Below are 21,423 nucleotides of genomic sequence, written 5' to 3'. Positions count from 1 at the left end.
GGCCGCCACGAGCAGCAGCGGCGCGGGCCAGCCCCTGCGGCGGGCCACGGCCGCCACCGCGACCGCCCCGCCCGCCACCAGCAGCAGCTGCAGACCGGTTGTCGGGTTCACGGGCGCTCCTCCCGCTCATCGGACGGCACGGCGTCCATCATGCCGTGCCGACGCGGGGAGGCTGTCGCGGAGGGGCCGACGCGGAGGGGCGATCCGGAGAGGGGCGTCACCAATCCCTGTGGCGGTCGCTCCTGTCGCCGTACTGCGGCTCGCCGTACCGGCCTTCGCCGTACTGTGTGCCGTCGTACTGCTGGCCGTCGTACGGGCGGTCCGGGTGCTGTTGCTCCGGGCGGAGCCGCTCGCCGGTGGAGAACATCGGGTCGCCGACGTACGGGCGGGACAGCGGGGAGTCCTGTTGCCCGTACGGGCCGCCCGGCTCCCCGAGCGCCAGGAGCGGGTCCACCGGGTTGGGCGTGCCGGGCCGGCCCTGCCGGGGCGGGAAGCCGTCGTGGCCGGCGTAGGTGTCCTGGCCCGAGTACGTGTCCTGGCTGGAGTAGGAGTCGCCGCTCGAGTAGGCGTCACCGCCGGGGTAGCCGTTCTGGCCGGGATAGCCGTTCGCGCGCCGGTGGGCGTCCGGAGCGGGATAGGCGTCCGAGGCGGGATAGGCGTCCTGGCTGGAGTAGGACGCGCCGCCGGTGAAGGAGTCGCCGCTGGAGTAGGCGCCCTGGGTGGGGTAGCGGTCGTGGCCCGGCGACCGTCCCGGGTCGCGACGCCTGCCCGCGCCGGGGATGCCGTGCATCGGGGTGCCCAGCCCGGCCGTGCTCGTGTCGTTGGCGACGTGCTGCGGCACCGGCTGCTGCCCGTAGTCGGACTGGTTGTAGTCGGACTGGTTGTAGTCGGACTGGCTGTAGTCGGCCTGGCCGTAGTCGGTGGACCGGCCGTGGTCGGGCTGGGCGTACCTGTCCTGGCGGGGCGCGGAGAGCGGGTCGGCGGCCTGCGCGGAGGTGGCCTGGGACGCGAACGGGTCGGCGGCCTGGGAGGGGAAGCCGAGCGGGTCGGTCGACAGCGGCGCCGGGCGTTCGCGCTGAGCCTGGTAGTGGTGACCGGCTGAGGGGGCCGCCTGGTGCGGGCCGGAGAAGGGGTCGGGGTCCAGGCTGTACTGCGGGCCGGTGGGCGTGGCCTCGTCGACGTACTGGGGGCCGGTGAACGGCTCGCGGGCCTGCTCGCGATACTGCCTGCCGGTGTGGGGCTGGCCGGGGTCGGAGTACTGGGGGCCGGTGAAGGGCGGCCGCTCGCCGTACTGGTCCCGTGGGCCGGTGGTCTCGCTGTAGGAGGCCACCAGCTTGTCCTGGGGTGCGGGTTTGTCCTGGGCGGGCGCGCCTCTGGCCACCAGCACGTCGTTGGGCGAGAGCGCCCCCGCGGGACGCTCGTCCTGCTGGCGCCCCGGCGACTGGGACATGGGCTGTGACACGGGCTGCGGGGGGCGCTGATACTGTCCGGTGCCCGGGATGACCTCTGTGCCCGGGTCGTGCGCGGGCTCGGCGGGCTGCTCGCCCGTCGCCTCCGCGTAGCCCTCGTCAAGTGTGTCGAGCAGCCGGCCGACATCGTCCATCGGCATGCGGAAGCTGGCGGTGCACATCTCTCCCCGCCAGAGACTGAGGACCAAGGTGCCCTCGTGCCACGTCACCCGGAGGCACCGCTCCTGACCTCGGGCATCGAAGAACACTTCGCCGAACGACGGCAACGGGACAACTTCCGACATGGCAGACATACTGCTTTAACCAGCCTTTATTCGTCCACTCAACCCCGGAAAACCCTACTTAACCGGACTTCCCATCCCCATCCTGAAACCCCTTCAGTCACAGTATGCGATGACAGTTGGAGTCCCGGTCGTTCAGTGTGCCATGCGAGCCGCCGGACAGCTCCGGGAACGCCGGGATGCGTACGCCCGATCACACCGCGTTCGGCGCGGCGGACCCCGGAATGCGGGTAGCGTTTGGTGCTGTGCCGGACTCCCACCTCCCCTCAGTCGAAGAACTGCTCAGCATCGCGGTCAACGCTCTCGGAGGGAGCGAGCGGCAGGGCCAGATCACCATGGTCCAGGCCGTCCAGCGGGCGCTCGACCAGGAGGAGCACCTGGCCGTGCAGGCGGGCACGGGCACCGGCAAGTCGCTCGCCTACCTGGTGCCGGCGATCCGGCACGCCATGGACACCGACACCACCGTGGTCGTCTCCACGGCCACGATCGCGCTCCAGCGCCAGCTGGTCGACCGCGACCTGCCGCGGCTGTCGGAGGCGCTGGCCAAGGAGCTGCCGCACGCGCCGTCCTACGCGATCCTGAAGGGCCGCCGCAACTACCTGTGCCGCTACAAGGCGACGGCCGGCTGGCCGGAGGAGGACGAGCAGGACCAGCTCTTCGATCCGCGCGAGGTCAGCGCCACCGGGCGGATGGTCCAGCGCATCCAGGAGTGGGCGGAGGAGACCGAGACCGGCGACCGCGACGAGCTGGTGCCCGGTGTGAGCGAGCAGGCGTGGCGGCAGTTCTCGGTGAGCGCCCAGGAGTGCCTCGGCGCCACCCGTTGCCCGAGCGGCGCCGAGTGCTTCGCCGAGCTGGCCCGGGCGCGGGCGGGCGAGGTCGACGTGGTCGTCACCAACCACGCGCTGCTGGCCATCGACGCGATGGGCGACCTGCCGGTGCTGCCCGAGCACGACATGGTGGTCGTCGACGAGGCCCACGAGCTGGTCGACCGGGTCACCTCGGTGGTGACCGGCGAGCTGTCGGAGGGCTCCGTGTCGCTCGCCGTCCGCCGGGTGGGCCGTCTGATCGAGCAGCCGATCGCCGACCGGCTGCTGGAGGCGGGCGAGGACCTCAAGGCGCTGCTCACCGCCGCCCCCGCCGGCCGCGTCGACGAGATGCCGGAGGTGCTCGCGCTCACGCTGGCGCTGGTGCGCGACGCCGCGGCCCGCTGCGTCACCGCCCTCGGGTCGCGCGGCGGCGACCGCGACGACCCCGACAAGGCGGGCCAGCGCAAGGCGGCGTTCACCTCGCTCGACGACGTGCATGACACCGCGGTGCGCATGCTGGAGGCCTATGGCCACGCCACGGAGGCCGACCGGGCCGAGGTCGTCTGGCTCGACGCCGGCACCGACCGCCGCCCGCCGACGCTCCGCGTCGCCCCGCTCACCGTCGGCGGCATGCTCCGCGAACGCCTCTTCGGCGACCGCACGGTGGTGCTCACCTCGGCCACGCTCGCCCTCGGCGGCACGTTCGACGGCATGGCTCGGCAATGGGGCCTGGGCGCCTCCGGCCCGTCACCGTCCGGCGAGCCCCCGGCTCTCGGCGGCACCCGCGAGACAGATGGCACGACCGACGACTCTCCGGAGACCGGCGTGTCACGAGGCGGGAGATCGCGGGCCGGAGAGGAGCGGGGCGGCGGGACTTCGCAGGCCGGGGACAGGACGCGGGGCGGCAAGCCGAAGTCCGGCCGTGACGGGGCGCGCGGCTGGCAGGGCATGGACGTCGGCTCGCCGTTCGACCACCCCCGAGCGGGCATCCTCTACGTAGCCAAGCACCTCCCGCAGCCGGGCCGTGACGGCCTCCCCCAGCAGTATGTGGACGAGATCGCCGAGCTGATCGAGGCCGCGGGCGGGCGGGCGCTCGGCCTGTTCTCCTCGATGCGGGCCGCCAAGGCCGCCACCGAGGCGCTCCGCGACCGCCTCGACGTGCCGCTGCTCTGCCAGGGCGACGACTCGACCATGCTGCTGGTCAAGCAGTTCGCGGAGAACGAGCCGACCTGCCTGTTCGGCACCCTGTCGCTCTGGCAGGGCGTCGACGTGCCCGGCCCCTCGCTGCGGCTGGTCATCATCGACCGGGTCCCGTTCCCCCGCCCCGACGACCCGCTCACCTCAGCACGGCAGCGCCACGTGGCGGCCAAGGGCGGCAACGGCTTCATGACCGTCGCGGCCACGCACGCGGCACTCCTCCTCGCCCAGGGCACCGGCCGCCTGCTGCGCTCGCAGCACGACAAGGGGGTGATCGCCGTCCTCGACCCCCGGCTGGCGACGGCCCGCTACAGCGGTTTCCTGCTGAGCTCCCTCCCCCCGTTCTGGCGCACCACCGACCCGGCCATCCCCCGCGCCGCCCTCAGACGCCTCGCCACAGAATCCTGACCCACCCCGAGGGCTCCAGCCTCCGGACCCCAGGGGCGACGACCTGCTCCAACCCACGAACGGCCCACTCCAGCGCGGCCTGCATGCGTACGGGCCAGAGCCCAGTGATCACTGGACAGACCCATTCACCCCGGCGTGATGATCACCAACGTGGGCCGTGGTGGTCAGTAGCTGGTCGTGAGGGAAACGCCTGTCGACGCGGCCACGCCGTGCAGGCTGATGTAGCGGTAGCCGGCGGCGGGGTTGGTGACGGCGATGGTGTGGCCGTTGCCGGGGCCGGTGGCACGCTGGGTGTACGACGAGGTCGTCGCCCACGAGGTGGGGTTGTAGTAGAGGTCGACGTCGCCGGTGCCGCCGGAGCTGGTGAGGGTCAGCGTGCTGGTTCCAGCGGGCAGGTGGATGTACAGGAAGGTGTGCCGGCCTTGGGCGACCGACAGGTTGCTGCGCTTGCAGTTCTTGCCCAGCGCCCTGACGTCGCTGCCGGTGCATTCGGGGACGCCGCTGCCGCTCCCCGCGGGGACGGTGATGGTCTTGTAGACGCCCCAGGGCGCGCCCTTGTCGTCGAGCACCACCAGCTTGATGGTGTAGGCGCCCGCCGAGCTGTAGGTCTTGGTCGGGTTCGCGGCGGTGGATGTGGTGCCGTCGCCGAATTCCCAGTGGTAGCGGGAGATCGTGCCGTCGGGATCGGCCGCCGTGTTGGTGAAGGACAGCGTGGTGCCGTTGGCGGTGAAGGTGAAGTCCGCGGTCGGGAGCATGTTCTCGTCGCTCGCCTTGCAGGCGCCGTTGGCGCAGGCGGTCAGCCAGGCGTCGAAGTCGGCGTCGTAGTCGAGCCCCTTCAGGAGGGTGCGGGCGGCGTTCCAGTCGCCTGTGCGGTAGTACCCGAGCACCCTGGCGATGTCGGCGGGGTGTTTGTCGATCATGTAGCGGACCGCGAGGTAGCCCCAGTTGTAGGTGCGGGTGATGTCGCCGTACTCCGTGTCGAACAGCTGGCTGAGCTTGTAGGTGTGCTGTCTCGCCGAGTTGATCGCGGCCGTGTAGGCGAGCTTGCGGTAGCCGTAGGAGACGTATTCGGCCAGGCCTTCACCCCACCAGACAGTGGGGGTGGACATGCCCTCCTCGAAGTCGCCGTGCATGTTGTATTTGCCGTCGAGGTAGTGGGTGTACTCGTGGTTGAGGTTCCAGATCTCCCAGTACAGGGGCTTCTCCCGGTCCTGCTCGTAGCAGAGGAAACGGGCCAGGTTGCCCGGCTGGGACGGGTCGCCTTCGAAGAAGATGCCACCGTTGTCCACGCTGTTGCCATAGATCGCACCGGAGTAGATGGAGTATTCCCTCTTGGTGTCGAACACCGAGATCTCAAGGCCGGCCGTGTGATCGTCGGGCACCGGCTGACCATTGTCCTTGACGATGGTGTGGAAGTAGGCGTCCTGGCTGAGGAGACTGGCGCAGGTGCTGGACAGCTGTGCCGAGGTGAGTTCCTGCGCCCTGATCGTCAGGCTCGGTGAGCAGGAGTACTTGATCGGCAGCGCGGCGTTCGTGAGCTTGCTGGTCAGGTCGCAGACGCCGTAGTACGAGCAGTTCTTGCCGTCGAGTTCGTTGGCCACGGCGGCGGTCGCGACCCACAGCGCCGCGGTGGGGCCGGTGATCTGTGTGCGGTTCAGCAGGTCGCGCACCATCGGCCTGACCGTGCTCAGTAGCGAGCTGTATCTCAGGAAGCTCGCCAGTTCCTTGCCGGCGTTGGCGACGAGGAAGTAGTTGTCGGTAGGCAGTAAGTTCTGGTGCTTGATGGCGAAATCGCGCAGGGTCGTGAGGACGGCGGGGTTGTTCCGCGCCGTGGCGGCCATGCTTCCCCGGGAGTGCGAGCGCCAGTACAGCTCGAAGGCGCGGTTGACCGCCTCGCGCATGTTGACGCCGTAGGTGGTGTCGTATCCGTTGAGCAGGCGGGCTGCCACGCCGATGTTGCGGATCTCGTCCTGGGCGTTGACGATCAGCCAGACGGCTTCCTTCAGGACCGCGCCGTTCTCGTCGGTGTTGGTGGAGGCCGCGGAGCTGGGGAAGAAGATGTCGAAGACGCCTCGGACCTCCGCCAGGAGAGCCGGGGTGTAGGCGGGGATCGTGCCGGGCGGAAGGGCGGCCTGCACGTAGTAGCCTGCGCGCAGGAAGACGATCAGCTGCTGCGTGCTCGTGCTGTTGTCGCCGGGGTATGTCGCGACGTTGCTCCGGAGGGCCTGGGCCACGGTCACCATCTGGGACTCGGTGAACGTGCGTTGCGCGTCGGCGCCGGTCAGGTCGAACAGCGGGTTCAGGCAGGTCCTGAGGTCCCCGGCTCTGACCGCGGCGACCAGCGCGGGGCCGGTCTTGCCGATGATGTCGGCGGTGCTGCAGGCGGCCGCCTTCAGGCTCGGCGCCGGTCGGTGCGCCTCTTCCAGGCCGTCCTCGCTGGTCACGCTCAGCGGGGGTAACTGGGTGGGCGAGAGCTTCTTGTCCGCGTGGTCGGGTGATTCCGTTCTCGCCTCAGCGGCGGGAGCGGACGGGGGAGGCTCAGCGACCTGTCTGGCCTGAACGCCAGGTCCAGCGATCAGACCGCAAGCCACGAGCACACCGATGATTGCCTTGCGCATGGGGGCTCCAGAACACGTGAAAGTGCGGGGGGGCTCTCCTCCCGGGGGGAAGAGCCCCCTCTATGTGTCAGTACTGGGTGCTGATGGTGACGCCGGTGAAGGCGGTGTAGCCGTAGAGGGTGACGTAGTTGTAGTCACCTTGGCGCAGTTGGGTTCCGGTGACGGTGAGAGTCTCGGCGTTGCCGTCGGCGGTGGAGCTGCGGGTGTACTTGGTGTTGGTGGCCCATTCGGAGGAGTGGAAGTAGAGGTCGGCGTCGCCGGTGCCGCCGCTGGATCTGATGGTCAGGCTGGTGGTGCCTGGGGGGAGGTAGATGAAGAAGCTGGCCATGTCGCCTTGGGTGGCGGAGATGCCGGCGCGCCGGCAGTTTTGGCCGAGGGCGCGGGTGTCGCTGTCAGCGCAGGTGGGCAGGCCGCCGCCGGTGGTGACGGTGACGCTTCTGGTGGTGCTGGCGGTGGCGCCGTCGTCGTCGCGCACGGTCAATTTGACGGTGTAGGTGCCCGCGCTGGTGTAGGTCTTGGTGGGGTTGGTGGTGGTGGAGGTGGTGCCGTCGCCGAAGTCCCAGCTGCGGCTGGTGATGGTGCCATCGGAGTCGCGTGAGGTGTCGGTGAAGGTCGCGGTCAGGCCGCTGGTGGTGTAGGTGAACGCCGGAGTGGGCGGCTGGTTGGCGACGTCGCCCAGGGTGCCGAGCCAATTGCTGAAGTCGGCGTTGAGGTTGAGCGCCTGGATGTAGGCGCGGGCGCCGTTCCAGTCACCGACCCGGTAATAGCCGAGGATGCGGGAGGTGTCCGACCAGCGGCGCTCGATCATGTACCGGGCGGCCAGGTAGCCCCACTCGTAGGTGCGGGTGGTGTTGCTGTTCGCATAGGTGGTGTCGAACAGGGTGCTGAGCGTGTAGGTGCGCTTGGGCGCTTCGGCCAGCGCGTCGGTGTTGGGGACGCCGCGGTAGTGGTAGGAGACGTACTCGGCCACGCCCTCTGACCACCACACGAGCGGGGTCTGGTCGCCGGCCGTGAAGTCGCCGTAGAGGTCGTAACGGCCGTCGAGGTAGTGGGTGTACTCGTGATTCAGATTCCAGATCTCGAACGCGGGCCGTAGCCAATCGGCCTCGTGCGCGATGAAGCGAGGGATGTTCCCGGTCACCGACGGGTCGCCCTCCAGGTACATGCCGCCGTTGTTGGTGTCGATACCGAACATCGCTCCGGCGTACGTGCGGTAGTCGTTTCTGGAGTCGAAGACCACCACCTCAAGGGTGGTGTTGTGGTCGTTGGCAACCGGGCCGTTGTCCTTGACGACGTTGTGGAAGTACGCATCCTGGTTGGCCAGGCTGGAACAGGTAGCGGCCAGTTGGGACGAGGTGAGTTCCTGAGCGACGATCTTCAGGCTGGCACTGCAGGTGTGCCGGACCTTCAGCACGGCATCCATCAGCCGTTGGGACAGGTTGCAGGTGCCGTAGTAGGAGCAGTTGTCCTTGTCGTAGGAGTTGGCGCTCTCGGCGGTTCGCACCCACAGTTTCGCCGTCCACCCGGTGATGGAGCTGCGGCTCAGCAGGTCTTTGACCCGCGGCCGGACTGCCGGACGCTGGTCCACGTACTGCAGGAACCGGGCCAGTTCGACTCCCGCGTTGGAGATGATGGTGCTGTAGTCGGTGTTGAGCTGGTCGAAGTTGCGCACCACGAAGTCGTAGATCGTGGTCGGGGTGCCGGCGCTCTGCGCGGCGGCGCCGAAGCCGGCGACGAAGTGGCCGCGCCAGGTCACGGTGAAGGCGGCATTGACCGCCCACTGCATGTTGTAGCCGTAGCTGGGGCGGTAGTTGTCCAGCAGCCGCTTGACCACGTACAGGTAGCGGATGTTCTCCTCGGCGCTGTCGATGAGGGTGACGACCTCCATGAGGATCCGGCCGTGCGCCTCGCTCGTGTCGCTGGAGTGGCCGTTGGCGAAGAAGGCGTCCAACGCGCCCCGGGTGGCGGCGGCCAGGGTGGGACCGTACGCGCCGACCTCGGCCTCGTGGTAGAACTCCACGTAGTAGCCGGCCCGCAGGTAGTAGACGAGTTGCTCGGTGCGCTGACTGTTGTCGCCGGGGTAAGCCTGCGCATTGGCCCTGAGGGCGTTGGCGACGGTCACCATCTGCGACTCGCGCAGGGCCGCCCTGGCGGCGCTTCCTCGGAGGTTGAAGACCTCGCTGACGCAGGGTATCTCCGCGCTCTTGATCGCGTTGACGAGCGCGGCGCCCGTGTTGTTGGTGAAGACGGAGAGGTCGCAGGCGGCGGCCTGAGCTTGCGCCCGCGCCTTCGCCGGGTCGGGGTCGGCGGGCTCAGGTAATGGTGGGCGGTCCTTGATCGGGGTTGTGCCGTGTCCATCGACCCGGGTGAGCGTCCGCGTCGAGGAGGGGGCGGGGGGCGGATCCGCAGAGGACGCGGCCGCCGGTGCGGCGTACAGCGCTGTAGCGAGTAACAAGAGAACGGTGGGTAAGACAGGCCTCTTCATTGAGCACTCCGGGGGGGACGGAGGTGGACCGAGCTCCTCTGAGAGCTCCGGTCGTGATGTGACATGTAACATCGCACACTTGACATATTCCGACAAGGCCTGTTTCTCAAAGTCAATAGCTGAGGATTACTCATGTTTGCGGCGCCGGTCTGCGCTTCTCGCGGTGTCACCAGGCATGACAATGTGACACTGTACGTAGAGGACACGACGAGCAGGTCTGAGATGGGTGTGGCGCCGGTGTCGGAACCGTTGAATCTCCCGGAGTTCGGCGTGCATCAGAGCATCCGGGAGAAGGTCGCAGAAGCGCTGCGATCGGCACTGGTGGCCGGGGAACTGCGCGCCGGTGTGGTGTATTCGGCTCCCGCGCTGGCCGAACGCTTCGGGGTCTCCCCCACTCCCGTCCGTGAGGCGATGCTCGATCTCGCCAAGGACGGCCTGGTCACCGCGGTACGCAACAAGGGCTTCCGCGTGGCCGACCTGTCCGAGCGGGATCTGGATGAGATCACCGAGCTACGGGGCCTGATCGAGGTTCCCACGGTGGCCCAGATCGCCCAGACGGTGCCCGCCGAGCGCGTCGAGGCACTCCGGCCGCTGGCCGAGGCCATCGTGTCGGCGGCGGAGACGGCGGACGTGCTCGCTTACGTGGAGGCCGACCTGGCCTTCCACCTGCAGCTCCTGGCTCTGGCGGGCAACGCCCATCTGGTGGACATCGTTCGCGATCTGCGCCGTCGCGCCAGGCTGTACGGCATCGCCCGGCTCGCCGAGCAGGGCGTGCTCGTGGATTCCGGGCGCGAGCACCTGGATCTGCTCGACAAGATCACCGCAGGCGATGCGGACTCGGCCGCGGCCCTGATGCGCCACCACTTGCGGCACGTCCGAGGAATCTGGGCTGATCGCCCCGAATAAGGGGCTCTGGCCCGTAGTCGGTGGTGGCGCTGGGTGATCAGGTGCCAGGCTGGGCCGTGCTGAAGATCGACGATCTTACGGGGGTGGCGTTTGCGGGGCTGTCTGCCCTGGTCATCGAGGAAGTGAAGGACGAGGACGACCTCATTCGGGTCTTGGCTCGTACTCGCAATGCACCGGTACCGCGCCCGATGTGCGGGACGCTGACCGGTCGGGTGCACGGCTACTACAGCCGTACGGTCACCGACGTTCCGGTCGACGGGCGGCGGGTGGTGGTGTCGGTCCAGGCGCGGCGGCTGGTCCGCCCGGCGTGGGGATGCCCTCGGCAGACGTTCCGCGAGCAGGTGCCCGGGTTGGGCGAGCGTTACCAGCGTCGAACCAGCAGACTCACCGGCCAATTGGGCGCAGTGGTCCAGACGATGGCGAGGCTGGGCGAGATCGAGTCGGGGTCTCATCGACCGCTTTCAGACGGCAAGCGCGTGCACAGCGGCGGGATCACGTCGGTCTCCAGCGCCGCCGTCACCAGGCGCCTCATGCCTTCGGGACCTTCGGCTGAGGGCCGCTGATCTGCCCCGATCGCTGGGTGGTGGTCGTGGCAATGGAATGGGGGTGGTCCGATGGCTACACCCCTCTTCCGCCGCCGCACCTCATCCGCTCGCCGATCTCGCGCGAACCACTACCGACGGTGGCGCTGCTGCCACTCGACCCGCCCGCGTCCAACGGAAAGGCAAGCCATGAGCCGAAGAGCCGTCCTGGTGGTGGTCCTCGCGCTCGTCGCGATGGTCGGCGTCCACGCTCCGCACCAGCCGGGGCCGGCCGTTCACATCGCGCCGGTAGCGCAGACCACCGCGACGCTCGAACCGACGACTCTGACCGTCGTGGAAGTTGACGGCAGCAGCCCCTCATCCCGGTCGTACACGACTGGAGCGGCCGGTGTCGTGGTCGACGGTGAGTGATGGAAACCGGTCTCCACACCGCGAAAGTGGACCGTGAAATATCCCATCCGGTCGGCGTTAGGCGACGAATACCTTTTGTCCGGTAAGTCACCTCGATCGATGGGTACTCATGCGAAACTCTCTCGTCCGTCTTTCCCTGCCGCTGTTGCTGTTGCTGGCCGCCGCGCTGATGCTGGCTGGCAAGTCTTCCGCCGGGCCGATGCAGGTCGCTGCCCCCGCGCAGAACGGCTTCACCAAACCGGAGGTCATGCAGGCCGGTCTCTCGCAGAACGGCTGCCTCAGTCCAGAGATCAGGCCGGCTGCCCCCGCCCAGAACGGCTTCTTAAAGCCGGACATCAAGCTGGCCGGACCCATGCAGACCGGCTTCACCAAACCGGACGTCAAGCAAGCCGGTCTCTCACAGAACGGCTGCCTCAGACCAGAGATCAGGCCGGCTGCCCCCGCCCAGAACGGCTTCTTCAAGCCGGACGTCAAGCTGGCCGGACCCATGCAGACCGGCTTCATCAGGCCGACGTCCGGCCCGGGCAACACCCCCCTCACCATCCCCTACATATTCGCCGCCAGCGGCTTCATGGAGGGCGGGCCCGTCGTCGAGGTCTGAGTCGCGGTTCTGGCGCGTACGGCCGGGTGGACCATCAACAGTCCGGCACCGCGCAACCCCGAACCGGGTGAGTGGGCCGTCTTCAACCATGATCGCCGGAGGGGTTGAAGACGGCCTCTCACGCCCGATTGGGAACGTTGGCCACCGAGTTCGCCCCGACCCGGAGGTGTCCTCCAGTCGAATTCCGGCCGCCCCCTTCTTGCCGTTGTGCTCCACACCGCCGGCCGGAGCGGCGCAATGTGAGGTGCGCTGGGTGCCGCGAGGCAGCTTTGGACGGTTTGTCTCTTCAGTGGGTGCGGCGGGGCGAGGATGCCGGTGATTTCGGCGACGGTCTCACCGCCGGGACGAGGTGTAGCGCATGGCGGTGCGGGGGTTCTTGTGGCGGGTACGCTGAGAGGGCTAGCCAGGTCGCGCGGCGTCGTATGACATGCGGCACTTCAACGCTTCTATGCTCATCCTGGCGGGCGTGGACGTGGCTCAGATCGCCCGGCGGCTGGGCCACTCGATCGAAACCCTGTTGTCCGTGTACGCGCACTGGATCGACAAGGGCGAGGACGAAGCCAACTCCAAGATCGAAGCCATGCTAGCCACGCAAACGACCACTCTCAAGGTCGTGACCAGCGAAAACGCCCATCACGGGCCAGTCACGGGCCAGCAGGCGGAAACGACCCCGGTCTCGGCGTAAGACCGCAGCCAAACCCCCTGATCAGGGAAAGACCGTTGGCTCCCCTAGGTCATCAGCCACATGCGGCGAGTGGCGGTCCACTTGGCTGTGCCGTAAACAAAAGGTCCTTGAATCGAAAGGCCCTCACGAGAACCCCCTCAGAAGGGGGTCAGGCCGGGACGCTTCGGGGACAGGCCGTCGCCGGAGGAGGTGCTGCGGAGGCGGCGGGTCACCCAGGGCATGAGGTGCTCGCGGATCCACTGGGCGTCCTCGCGCCGCTTGGCGCGGGGGTCCACGACGCGCTGCGGCCAGACCTTGCGCCAGTCGTCGAACGGCACGCCGAGCACGTCCAGGACGCGGGCGGCCACGAGGCGGTGGCCGTCCTCGTTCATGTGCAGCCGGTCGTCGCTCCAGGCCCGCCAGTCGCGCAGGCCCTGCATCGACCACTGGTCGACCAGGTGGCACCCGTACAGGTCGGCGATCGAGCGGATGTGCAGGTAGAAGATGGCGAAGCGGCCGCGCAGGCGGCGCATGAGCGGGGTGTCGCGCGGGTCGACGCCGGTGAACAGCAGCACGTCGGCACCGCACGCCCGCAGCTCTCGGACGGCCCGCGCCAGGGTCTTGGCCATCACGTCGGGATCGCTGCCGGGACGCAGCAGGTCGTTGCCTCCGGCGCAGAGACTGACCAGGTCGGGCGCCATCTCGACGGCGACCGGGACCTGCTCGGTGGCGATCTGGTCGAGCAGCTTGCCCCGCACCGCCAGATTGGCGTAGCGGAAGGCGGGGTCGTCGGCCGCGAGCCGCTCGGCGACCCGGTCGGCCCAGCCGCGGTAGTGGCCGTCGAGGCCCGGATCGTTCAGGCCCTCGGTGAAGCTGTCGCCGAGCGCGACGAAGGAACCGTAGTGCCTCATGAGCCGCCGATCCTTCCGGCGGATCCCGGGCCACGCCTCTCCCCGGTCGGGACACCGCCGCGCCGCATTCCGGCGAGGAACCCGGCGCGGCTCGTGGCGGGGGGTGTGCCGCGCCGCATCCCGGCGGGGGTCTCGTCGCACCGACGGATCATCGGGCGATCTCCCGGTAGGCGGCCTCCAGTAGTTCCTCGGACGGGTCCTCGAGGCGGCCCGGCTTGGCGAGGCCGTCGAGGACCACGAACCGCTGCTTCGCTCCGCGGTTCTTCTTGTCGAGCCGCATGTGGTCGCGCAGTTGCGGCCAGGCGTCGGCGCGGTAGGCGGTGGGCAGCCCGACCGAGGTGAGGATGGACCTGGTGCGCTGGACGAGGTGGGCGCCCATGCGGCCGTCGAGCCTGGACAGCTCGGCGGCGTAGACCATGCCGATGGCGACGGCCTCGCCGTGGCGCATGCGGTAGTGCTCGGCACGCTCGATGGCGTGGGCGAGCGTGTGGCCGTAGTTGAGGATCTCGCGCAGCCCGGCCTCGCGCAGGTCGGAGCCCACGACGTCGGCCTTGACCCGGATCTTGCGCTCGATGAGCTCGCGGGTGTGCTGTCCTTCGGGACGGGTGGCGGCGTCGGGGTCGTCCTCGATGAGTCTGAGGATCTCGGGGTCGGCGATGAAACCGCCCTTGATGATCTCGGCCAGCCCCGCCACGTAGTCGGCCCGCGGCATGGTGGGCAGAGTGGCCAGCTCGCACAGCACCCCGGCCGGCGGCAGGAAGGTGCCGACGAGGTTTTTGCCTTCGGGGGTGTCGATGCCGTTCTTGCCGCCGACCGCGGCGTCGACCATGGCGAGCAGCGTGGTGGGGACGAGCACCACCTGGACGCCGCGCAGCCACGTGCCCGCCACGAACCCCGCCAGGTCCGTCGTCGCTCCCCCGCCGACGCCCACCACGGCGTCAGAGCGGGTCACCCCGTAGCGGCCGAGCGCCGACCACATCTGGGCGGCCACCTCGACGGTCTTGGCCTGCTCCCCGTCGGGCACGGGCAGCGCCACGACGTCGTGCCCGGCGTCGGACAGCACCCCGCACACCGGACGGGAGATCTCCGGCAGGCTCGCCGGGTGGATCACGGCGACCGTGCGGACCCCGGGCCTGAGCAGCCCCGGCAGCTCTCCCAGGACCCCGGTGCCGACGACCACGTCGTAGGGGCTGTCGCCGCGCACGGTGATCCTCGTCGCCGTCATGCCGTCAGCTCCTTCACGATCTCGTCGGCCAGTTCCGCTGGCGGCCGGTCGTCGGTGACCACGGTCAGCACGGCTAGCCGCTCGTAGATCGGCCGCCGTTGCTCCATGAGCTTCTTGAGCTGGCTGCGCGGGTTGAGCACGAGCAGCGGCCTGGCCGAGGCGAGGCCCACCCGCTGCACCGCGGCGGCGAGGCCGACCTGGAGGTAGACGACAGGGTGGCCGGCGAGCAGCGCCTGAGTCTCCTCGTTGAGCACCGCGCCGCCGCCGAGGGACAGCACGCCGTCGTGCTCGGCGAGGGCAGTGCGTACGGCCCGCAGCTCCAGCTCGCGGAACCGGGCCTCCCCGTCCTCGACGAAGATGTCGGAGACGGGCTTGCCGGCGACGGCCTCCACGTCGGCGTCGGTGTCGCGGAACGCGACGCCGAGCCGCTCGGCGAGCAGGCGGCCGAGGGTGGTCTTGCCGGACCCTGGCGGGCCGATCAGCACGGCCTTGGTCATTTGATCACCATGGATGAGAGGTAGCCGGACAGGTTTCGGGCGACTTCCTCGACCGAGTCGCCGCCGAACTTCTCCAGCGCCGCGTCCGCCAGCACCAGGGCGACCATCGCCTCGGCGACGATGCCGGCGGCCGGGACGGCGCAGACGTCGGAGCGTTCGTGGTGTGCCTTGGCGGCCTCGCCGGTCTTCACGTCGATGGTGGCGAGCGCCCTCGGCACGGTGGAGATGGGCTTCATCGCGGCGCTGACCCGCAGGATCTCACCGTTGGTCATGCCGCCCTCGATGCCGCCCGCGCGGTTGGTGATGCGCTTGACCCCGTCGGCTGCCGTGTATTCGATCTCGTCGTGGGCACGCGAACCGGGCCGGCGCGCGGTCTCGAAGCCGTCGCCGACCGCCACGCCCTTGATCGCCTGGATGCCCATGAGCGCTCCCGCCAGGCGCGAGTCGAGGCGGCGGTCCCAGTGGGTGTAGCTGCCGAGGCCGGGCGGCAGGCCGTAGGCGAGCACCTCGACGACGCCGCCGAGCGTGTCGCCGTCCTTGTGGGCCTGGTCGATGACGGCGACCATGGCGGCGCTTCCCTCGGGGTCGGAGCACCTGACCAGGTCGTCGTCGATGCGCGCCAGGTCGCCGGGGCCGGGCAGGGTCTCGGAGGGGTTGCGGGCCTCGCCGATGGAGACCACGTGGCTGACGATGTCGACGCCGAGCGCCTGCTTGAGAAAGCGCCTGGCCACCTCGCCGAGCGCCACCCTGGCCGCCGTCTCGCGGGCGCTGGCCCGGTCGAGGACCTGCCGCGCGTCGTCGAAGCCGTATTTCTGCATGCCGGCCAGGTCGGCGTGGCCGGGACGGGGGCGCGAGCGCGGCGCGTTGCGGGCGAGCCCCTCCAGCTCCGCCGGGTCGACCGGGTCGGCGGCCATGACCTTCTCCCACTTCGGCCACTCGGTGTTGCCGATGCGGACGGCGACCGGGCTGCCCATGGTGCGGCCGTGGCGGACGCCGCCGACGATCGTCACCTCGTCCTGCTCGAACTTCATCCTGGCCCCGCGCCCGTAGCCGAGGCGGCGGCGGCGCAGCGCCTCGTCGATGGCCGCCGTGGTCACCTCGACCCCGGCGGGCAGTCCTTCCATGACGGCAACGAGCTCGGGGCCGTGAGACTCTCCGGCGGTCAACCAGCGCAACATGGGTATAAGTCTTCCACGTAACGCCTACTGAGATGGCCCGGCGTTCACAGGCCGAGACGTTCAGTGGCCGACTATCCACAGGCCGATGCTCCTCTTGGTTGACACTCCTCCGGTCGATGCTCCCTGGTCGATACTCCTCGGCTCGACGCTCCCCTGGCCGACGCTCCCCTGGCCGACGATGCTCCGGCCTATGCTCGGTGCCCGAAACGTTCAGGGCCGGGACCGTTCAGGGCCGGGACCGTTCAGGGGTCGAGGCAGAGTGCGGCGAGCGCGCCGAGCAGCATGAAGGGGCCGAGCGGGAAGTGGGTGTCGCGGTTCGCGCGCCCCGCGACGAGCAGCCCGACCGCGTAGAGGGCGCCGAGCAGTTGCCCGGCGACGGCGGCGAGGACCCACGCGGGCCAGCCGAGCGCGGCCGTGGCCATGCCAATGAGCCCGGCCAGCTTGACGTCCCCCAGGCCCATGGCCGCCGGCCTGACGAACCACAGCACGCCGTAGACGGCCGCCAGCGCCGCCGCCCCCAGCAGGGCGCGCGGCAGCTCTCCCGTGGGCAGCAGGGTGAGGGCCAGGATGGGGTACGACGACAGCGTGATCACGTCGGGAAGCCTGCTGGTACGCCAGTCGATGATGGCAAGAGCGGTGCCGGCCAGCGCGAAGTAGACGTACGGCAGCCCCGCCCGCCACGCGACGAGGGTGACCACGGCGGCGGTCGCCAGCTCGGCGGCGGGCGGCCAGGCGGGGATGGGAACCGTGCGCAGGGCGCGCCCGAAGGCGGCGCGCGCCTCGGCGCGGGTGTCCTCGAGGTCGTCCGCGAAGCCGAGGGCCAGGGTCCCCACGTATCGGCCGGCGAGGAGACCGAGCAGCGCCACCAGTGCTACCACGGGGCGACCCTAATGCGGCGGGCGCCCGGGCGTGCCGGATACGGGCCCTACCTGTGGATGACTAGGAGCCCTTCCTGGTGAACCAGCGGCGTCTGCGGGCCGGCTCGATGCGGGCCACGGTGACGCCGGACAGCCGGTCGAGCGTGCCCGACTGGACGGCGGCCAGCGCTTCCAGCACCTCGCCCTCGATCACGAACGGCACGGGCCCGGCCACGTCCACCACGACGGCGGCGGCCTGCTCGCCGACGGCGGCGCGGCAGACCTGCAGCGTGGTCGCCTGGATCGGCCGGGCGTCAGCGCGCCACCTGGCCAGGGCGTCGGTGCCGGTGAACGCGAGCACCGCCTCCCTGCCGTCCTTGCCCACGAGCTTGGGGAGCGCCATCTCGCTCTCCTTCTCCTGCCTCAGCCCGTGCTCGCCCACCTCGGACTCGGTGAGCAGCGCGACCACGGGCACCAGGAGGCGGGCCCCGGTGAGGGCGCCCAGCACCTCGGCGGGCCCGGCCATGCCGTCGTGGTAGGAGGCGAGGGCGGTCGCCACGGCGGGCGCGGTGCTGCCGTCGTCGTCCGGGTCGAGCGGCTGTGGGATGGTCGGCACAAACCCCGAGACTACCCGCGCCCACCCCCGGCCCCCGCCGTCGCCCCTTGCCGCCCGGCCCGGCTCTCAGCACCCGGCCCAAACAGTCACCATTTGCGGGGTCACTCCTTACATGACGCCGTCCAGGGAGGGGCGTCCTGCGCGTCGGGGTTCTGTCCGGTAGTGGGTTCGTGGTGAGGTGAGCAGGTGCGGTTCCAGCATTCGAGCGAGATCTGGCGGGACTTCCCCGAGCTCGTCCCCGGTGTCCTGTTCGCGGACGGGATCACGCCGGAGGCGTCCGTGGACGACCGGGTGGCGGAGTTCGGCGCGGTCGCGCGGGCGCGGCTGGAGACGTCGCCCGAGGGCGAGCTGCCCGAGGTGCGGGCGTGGCGGCGGGCGTTCGCGCGGATGGGGCTCAAGCCCACCCAGTACCGGTGTGCGTCGGAGTCGCTGCTGCGGCGCTTCAGGAAGGAAGGGGCGCTGCCGCGCATCCATCCCCTGATCGACCTGTGCAACGCGGTGTCGCTCGCGTTCGCGATCCCGGTGGCGGTGTTCGACGTCGCCCAGGTCACGGATCGGCTCGAGGTACGCCACGCGCGCGGCGACGAGACGTACGTGACCTTCTCCGGGGAGACGGAGCACCCCGCCCCCGGCGAGGTGATCTTCGCGGACGGCGCCGGACGGGCGCACGCCCGGCGCTGGACGAACAGGCAGAGCGGCCTTTCCGCCGTGCGCGACATGACCCGGTCCGTGCTGATCGTGGCGGAGGCGCTGCACGAGTCGGGGCCCGCGGACGTGGAGAAGCTCGTGTCCGCCCTCACCGGCGAGCTGGGCGCCCTCTGGCCGGTGGACCCGAAGCCCGCGATCTTGAGCGCCTCCTCGCCGCGATTCGACTTCTGACCCGCCGCGTTCCGTGGCCGCGCGTCTGGGCTCGGAGCCCCCTAACGGGCGGCCGGTCAGTGGGCGGAGATGGCCGCCACCGGGCCGCCACCGGAGGGGCCCTGGTGGACGGCGGCCACCGAGACGAAGACCGCGGGGTCGCCCGTCACCGAAGCGGCCACCCCGCCCACCGCCGCCTTGATCTGCCGGTGCCAGTGGACGTCGGAGTCGTCCAGCATGATGTTGCGCCTGCCCCGCACCACGCCCGAGGGGTCGGCCTCGCACTTCATGAAGACGTTCACCAGCCGGTCGCCCAGGTCCGACGGGTGGGGGCGGTCGGGCAGGTCGAGACCGGAGTCGCGGATCGCCTCCCAGATGCCGTCGGCGTCCAGGGCGTCCTTCATGACACTGTGGCCGATCCGATAGCGGCCGCCGATCCCCCGTACGTTGCCGACCAGCACGATCTGCGCCCTGTCGAGCTCCACCCCGGAGGAGCAAGAAGCGACCGACGAGTAGAGCGACAGGTCCTTGTGGATCTGGTCGGCGCTCGGCATCTCGATCTCGCCCAGGGCGACGGCGATGCCGAGGGCGGTGGTGGAGTTGGAGAGGTCCATCGAGGGGCCGGTCTCCTCGATCGCCGTGTCCTTGCCGCGGCTCTTGGCGTCGGTGATGGTGGCCAGGGTGAGCAGCGGGGTCTTGGTCTGGACGTAGTGGACGTCACGCGGGTCGTCGATGCCGGCGATCTTCATGGCCTCGCGCACGCCGGCCGCGACCTTCTCCACCATGGCGGGGCGGCCGATGTCCTCCGGGAGGATGACGTCGCTCATCGCGACGCCGACCGACACGCGCGCCTCGTCCGACTGCGCCGCCTTGGCCGGGTCGACGGTGGCGAAGATCGTGGCGTGCGGGCTGAGCACCCCGTCGGTGCCGCCCGACCACACCAGCGGAACGCTCTCGGGGGCGGGGTGCCCCTTGGCGGCCAGCACCTCGCGGAAGGCCCGGTCGGCCAGGATGCGCGTGTAGTCGTTCACGCCGCCGTTGCCCTCGGTCTTGCCGATGACCGCGAGGACGCGGTGCGCGTCGATCACCCCGTCGTCGATGAGCCGCGCCAGGCCGGAGGCATCGGTGACGCTCTCGATCGGCACCTTCCGTACTTCTATCGGATCCGGCATCGGTCGCCCTTTCTCCACCTGTACGACGTTACGACGTGCCCGGCACGCGGTCGCCCCACGCGATCACGTACGCAAACACTCGAGCAAACCTCGGTACGCGCGGCGTCGTCCGGCGTCGCGCTGGGCAGAACTTGACGCTACTCACCCTCATGTCCTGCTTTCATGGGCAATGTCTGCCCAAGGTTGCGCCCAGCGCCGTCACGGTGTGCGAGGCAGCAGAGAACACGGGCGCCCCGGCCAGGGTCAGGTGAGGCAGGCGCGGAACACCGCGGCCAGCCGCTCGACCACCTCCTGCCGCGCCGCGGGCGTCACCGGCCCGAGGAGTTGCCGGAACCGGCCGCTGCCCAGCAGGACGACCGTCGCGATCGAGGCCCGCAACTCGGCGTCCTCCCCCTCCAGCCGGGCCGTCAGGGGCTCCAGGATCGCGGTCCTGACCCGCTCGCGGGCCAGCTCGCGCACCTCCGGGTTCGCCGAGGATCGTGCCAGGGTGGCCAGCACGGGGCTGTCCTTCTCGGAGGCCAGCCGGTCGGCGACGTACTCGGCCAGCGAGGTGGCGAGGTCGTCGCTTTCGTCGAGGACGGCGGGGAAGCGCCCCTGCTGCGCGAGCACCTCGGCGAACAGCTCCCGTTTGGAACCGAAATAGCGGTTGATGAGGGCGATGTTGGCGTTCGCCGCGGCGCCGAGCATGCGCATCGTCACCTCGTCGTAGCCGAACTCAGCGAACAACCGGCAGGCAGTGTCGAGGATGCGCCGCCTGGTGCCTTCCCGGCTCCTTGTCTCCACGGCACGACAATAAGGTCAGCGGACGGTACGGCAGGCGGCGAGCGGATCGCCCGACACGTTCGATGCCGAATATCCTGAAGCGCGTCGTGTGACCGTATTGTCATAATGATCGGCAAAGGTGGAGGGGTGACCACGAGGCTGGGCGATCACGTTCGGGAGCGATTGGCGACGTTCCGGGTGATGGGTCCCTCGATCGCTCAGTCGGCCGTGGGAGCGGGACTGGCCTGGACGATCGCCGTGGAGGTGCTCGGTCACCCACAGCCCTTCTTCGCCCCGATCGCGGTGCTCGTGTGCCTCGGCGTTGCTCTCGGGCAGCGGCTGCGCCGGGTGGCCGAGCTGGTGGTCGGCGTCAGCCTGGGCGTGGGTGTGGGGGACCTGCTGGTGGCCTGGATCGGCTCGGGGCCGTGGCAGATCTCCCTCGTGGTGGTCCTGGCCATGAGCACGGCCGTGCTGCTGGACAGCGGGACGCTGTTCATGGTGCAGGCGGGGGCCTCCGCGGTTCTGGTCACGGCGCTGCTGCCCGGGAACGGCTCGGGCGGGCTCGACAGGATGCTCGACGCGCTGACCGGCGGGGCCGTCGCGATCGCCGCCATGGCCCTGCTGCCCGCGGCCCCGTTCTCGCTCGTGGCCAGGCACGCGTCAGAGGTGCTCGACGCCCTGTCCACGGTGCTGGAACGGGCCGCGGAGGCGATCGAGCGGCGCGACGCCGACCTGGCGGCCGAGGCTCTGGAGGAGGGGCGCGGCACGCAGGCGGCGATCGAGGAGTTCCATCAGGCGCTGGCCGCGGGCAAGGAGATCGCCACGATCTCGCCCCTGTACTGGCACCGGCGCGCCAGGCTGGCCCGCTACCAGCGGGCCGCCGTGCCGGTGGACCACGCGCTGCGCAACGCCCGGGTGCTGGCCCGGCGCACGCTCGCGGCGCTGGGCGAGGCGAACCC

18 protein-coding genes and 1 pseudogene are annotated in these 21,423 nt (G+C 70.1%); 8 read left to right on the top strand and 11 right to left on the bottom strand.

Translation table 11 applies throughout. The features are described 5' to 3' along the window. Positions 1-217: 217 nt before the first annotated feature. On the bottom strand, positions 218-1,753 hold the full coding sequence (locus DQW85_RS39035) for a hypothetical protein (RefSeq protein WP_162795730.1): 1,536 nt from the start codon (positions 1,751-1,753) through the stop codon (positions 218-220). A gap of 221 nt (positions 1,754-1,974) precedes the next feature. Here DQW85_RS39035 and DQW85_RS39030 point away from each other — a divergent pair, with 221 nt between their 5' ends. Beyond that, positions 1,975-4,161 carry an ATP-dependent DNA helicase gene (locus DQW85_RS39030; RefSeq protein WP_113704768.1) on the top strand — a complete coding sequence of 729 codons (2,187 nt, stop codon included), beginning with the start codon at positions 1,975-1,977 and terminating at the stop codon, positions 4,159-4,161. Positions 4,162-4,325: 164 nt separating this feature from the next. On the opposite strand, the gene DQW85_RS39025 is transcribed toward DQW85_RS39030, so the two are convergent. Next, a complete protein-coding gene (locus DQW85_RS39025) occupies positions 4,326-6,605 on the bottom strand; it encodes a collagenase (RefSeq protein WP_205315738.1) in 2,280 nt (759 codons plus the stop codon). A gap of 241 nt (positions 6,606-6,846) precedes the next feature. Next, positions 6,847-9,234 (bottom strand): collagenase, encoded by a 2,388-nt coding sequence (locus DQW85_RS39020; RefSeq protein WP_205315737.1) that lies wholly within the window; start codon positions 9,232-9,234, stop codon positions 6,847-6,849. Positions 9,235-9,534: 300 nt separating this feature from the next. Here DQW85_RS39020 and DQW85_RS39015 point away from each other — a divergent pair, with 300 nt between their 5' ends. From DQW85_RS39015 to DQW85_RS38995, 5 genes and pseudogenes are all read left to right on the top strand, one after another. After that, on the top strand, positions 9,535-10,170 hold the full coding sequence (locus DQW85_RS39015) for a GntR family transcriptional regulator (RefSeq protein ID WP_240197711.1): 636 nt from the start codon (positions 9,535-9,537) through the stop codon (positions 10,168-10,170). 56 nt (positions 10,171-10,226) lie between these two features. Beyond that, positions 10,227-10,589: pseudogene (locus DQW85_RS39010) on the top strand (transposase family protein); the annotation flags it as partial. Between the two features lie 312 nt (positions 10,590-10,901). Further along, on the top strand, positions 10,902-11,123 hold the full coding sequence (locus tag DQW85_RS39005; protein ID WP_162795727.1) for a hypothetical protein: 222 nt from the start codon (positions 10,902-10,904) through the stop codon (positions 11,121-11,123). Positions 11,124-11,268: 145 nt separating this feature from the next. Further along, the gene (locus tag DQW85_RS39000) at positions 11,269-11,724 is read left to right on the top strand and encodes a hypothetical protein (RefSeq protein ID WP_162795726.1); all 456 of its coding nucleotides are present in this window, start codon (positions 11,269-11,271) and stop codon (positions 11,722-11,724) included. Positions 11,725-12,172: 448 nt separating this feature from the next. Beyond that, positions 12,173-12,409, top strand: a complete 237-nt coding sequence (locus DQW85_RS38995; RefSeq protein ID WP_113704759.1) for a hypothetical protein — start codon at positions 12,173-12,175, stop codon at positions 12,407-12,409. 137 nt (positions 12,410-12,546) lie between these two features. Here DQW85_RS38995 and DQW85_RS38990 read toward each other — a convergent pair whose 3' ends face one another. The 6 genes from DQW85_RS38990 to DQW85_RS38965 form a co-directional block, all read right to left on the bottom strand. Next, positions 12,547-13,299: an SGNH/GDSL hydrolase family protein gene (locus DQW85_RS38990; protein ID WP_113704758.1), complete on the bottom strand. Its 753-nt coding sequence runs from the start codon at positions 13,297-13,299 to the stop codon at positions 12,547-12,549. 148 nt (positions 13,300-13,447) lie between these two features. Then, positions 13,448-14,524: a 3-dehydroquinate synthase gene (gene aroB / locus DQW85_RS38985; RefSeq protein ID WP_113704757.1), complete on the bottom strand. Its 1,077-nt coding sequence runs from the start codon at positions 14,522-14,524 to the stop codon at positions 13,448-13,450. Then, positions 14,521-15,021: a shikimate kinase gene (locus tag DQW85_RS38980; RefSeq protein WP_113704756.1), complete on the bottom strand. Its 501-nt coding sequence runs from the start codon at positions 15,019-15,021 to the stop codon at positions 14,521-14,523. The genes aroB and DQW85_RS38980 overlap by 4 nt, the downstream gene beginning before the upstream one ends. Further along, positions 15,018-16,199 carry a chorismate synthase gene (aroC, locus tag DQW85_RS38975; RefSeq protein ID WP_205315736.1) on the bottom strand — a complete coding sequence of 394 codons (1,182 nt, stop codon included), beginning with the start codon at positions 16,197-16,199 and terminating at the stop codon, positions 15,018-15,020. Before aroC ends, DQW85_RS38980 begins: the two co-directional genes overlap by 4 nt. A gap of 242 nt (positions 16,200-16,441) precedes the next feature. After that, a complete protein-coding gene (locus tag DQW85_RS38970) occupies positions 16,442-17,077 on the bottom strand; it encodes a prepilin peptidase (RefSeq protein ID WP_162795725.1) in 636 nt (211 codons plus the stop codon). A gap of 61 nt (positions 17,078-17,138) precedes the next feature. Next, positions 17,139-17,672: an SseB family protein gene (locus DQW85_RS38965; RefSeq protein WP_113704753.1), complete on the bottom strand. Its 534-nt coding sequence runs from the start codon at positions 17,670-17,672 to the stop codon at positions 17,139-17,141. 186 nt (positions 17,673-17,858) lie between these two features. Here DQW85_RS38965 and DQW85_RS38960 point away from each other — a divergent pair, with 186 nt between their 5' ends. Further along, on the top strand, positions 17,859-18,551 hold the full coding sequence (locus tag DQW85_RS38960; RefSeq protein WP_113704752.1) for a B3/B4 domain-containing protein: 693 nt from the start codon (positions 17,859-17,861) through the stop codon (positions 18,549-18,551). Positions 18,552-18,607: 56 nt separating this feature from the next. On the opposite strand, the gene bar is transcribed toward DQW85_RS38960, so the two are convergent. Both bar and DQW85_RS38950 read right to left on the bottom strand, forming a co-directional pair. Then, entirely contained in the window at positions 18,608-19,702 is a 1,095-nt protein-coding gene (gene bar / locus DQW85_RS38955) for a barbiturase (RefSeq protein WP_113704751.1), read from the bottom strand. Between the two features lie 243 nt (positions 19,703-19,945). Beyond that, entirely contained in the window at positions 19,946-20,485 is a 540-nt protein-coding gene (locus tag DQW85_RS38950; RefSeq protein WP_113704750.1) for a TetR/AcrR family transcriptional regulator, read from the bottom strand. Between the two features lie 126 nt (positions 20,486-20,611). On the opposite strand from DQW85_RS38950, the gene DQW85_RS38945 reads away from it, so the two are divergent. Further along, positions 20,612-21,423, top strand: an 812-nt coding sequence (locus DQW85_RS38945) for an FUSC family protein (protein WP_113704767.1), incomplete at its 3' end; no start/stop codon positions are given.

The sequence above is a fragment of the Nonomuraea lactucae genome (assembly GCF_003313395.1).
Lineage (GTDB): Bacteria > Actinomycetota > Actinomycetes > Streptosporangiales > Streptosporangiaceae > Nonomuraea > Nonomuraea lactucae.
The sequence above is the reverse complement of the archived record's forward strand: the minus strand, read 5'-3'. Positions and strand labels throughout refer to the sequence as shown.

Coding starts and splice junctions, on each gene's coding strand:
- DQW85_RS39035 (WP_162795730.1), bottom strand. CDS start 1,753: ATGTCGGAAGTTGTCCCGTTGCCGTCGTTCGGCGAAGTGTTCTTCGAT.
- bar (WP_113704751.1), bottom strand. CDS start 19,702: ATGCCGGATCCGATAGAAGTACGGAAGGTGCCGATCGAGAGCGTCACC.
- DQW85_RS38995 (WP_113704759.1), top strand. CDS start 12,173: ATGCTCATCCTGGCGGGCGTGGACGTGGCTCAGATCGCCCGGCGGCTG.
- DQW85_RS39030 (WP_113704768.1), top strand. CDS start 1,975: ATGCGGGTAGCGTTTGGTGCTGTGCCGGACTCCCACCTCCCCTCAGTC.
- aroB (WP_113704757.1), bottom strand. CDS start 14,524: ATGACGGCGACGAGGATCACCGTGCGCGGCGACAGCCCCTACGACGTG.
- DQW85_RS39005 (WP_162795727.1), top strand. CDS start 10,902: ATGAGCCGAAGAGCCGTCCTGGTGGTGGTCCTCGCGCTCGTCGCGATG.
- DQW85_RS38980 (WP_113704756.1), bottom strand. CDS start 15,021: ATGACCAAGGCCGTGCTGATCGGCCCGCCAGGGTCCGGCAAGACCACC.
- aroC (WP_205315736.1), bottom strand. CDS start 16,199: ATGTTGCGCTGGTTGACCGCCGGAGAGTCTCACGGCCCCGAGCTCGTT.
- DQW85_RS38990 (WP_113704758.1), bottom strand. CDS start 13,299: ATGAGGCACTACGGTTCCTTCGTCGCGCTCGGCGACAGCTTCACCGAG.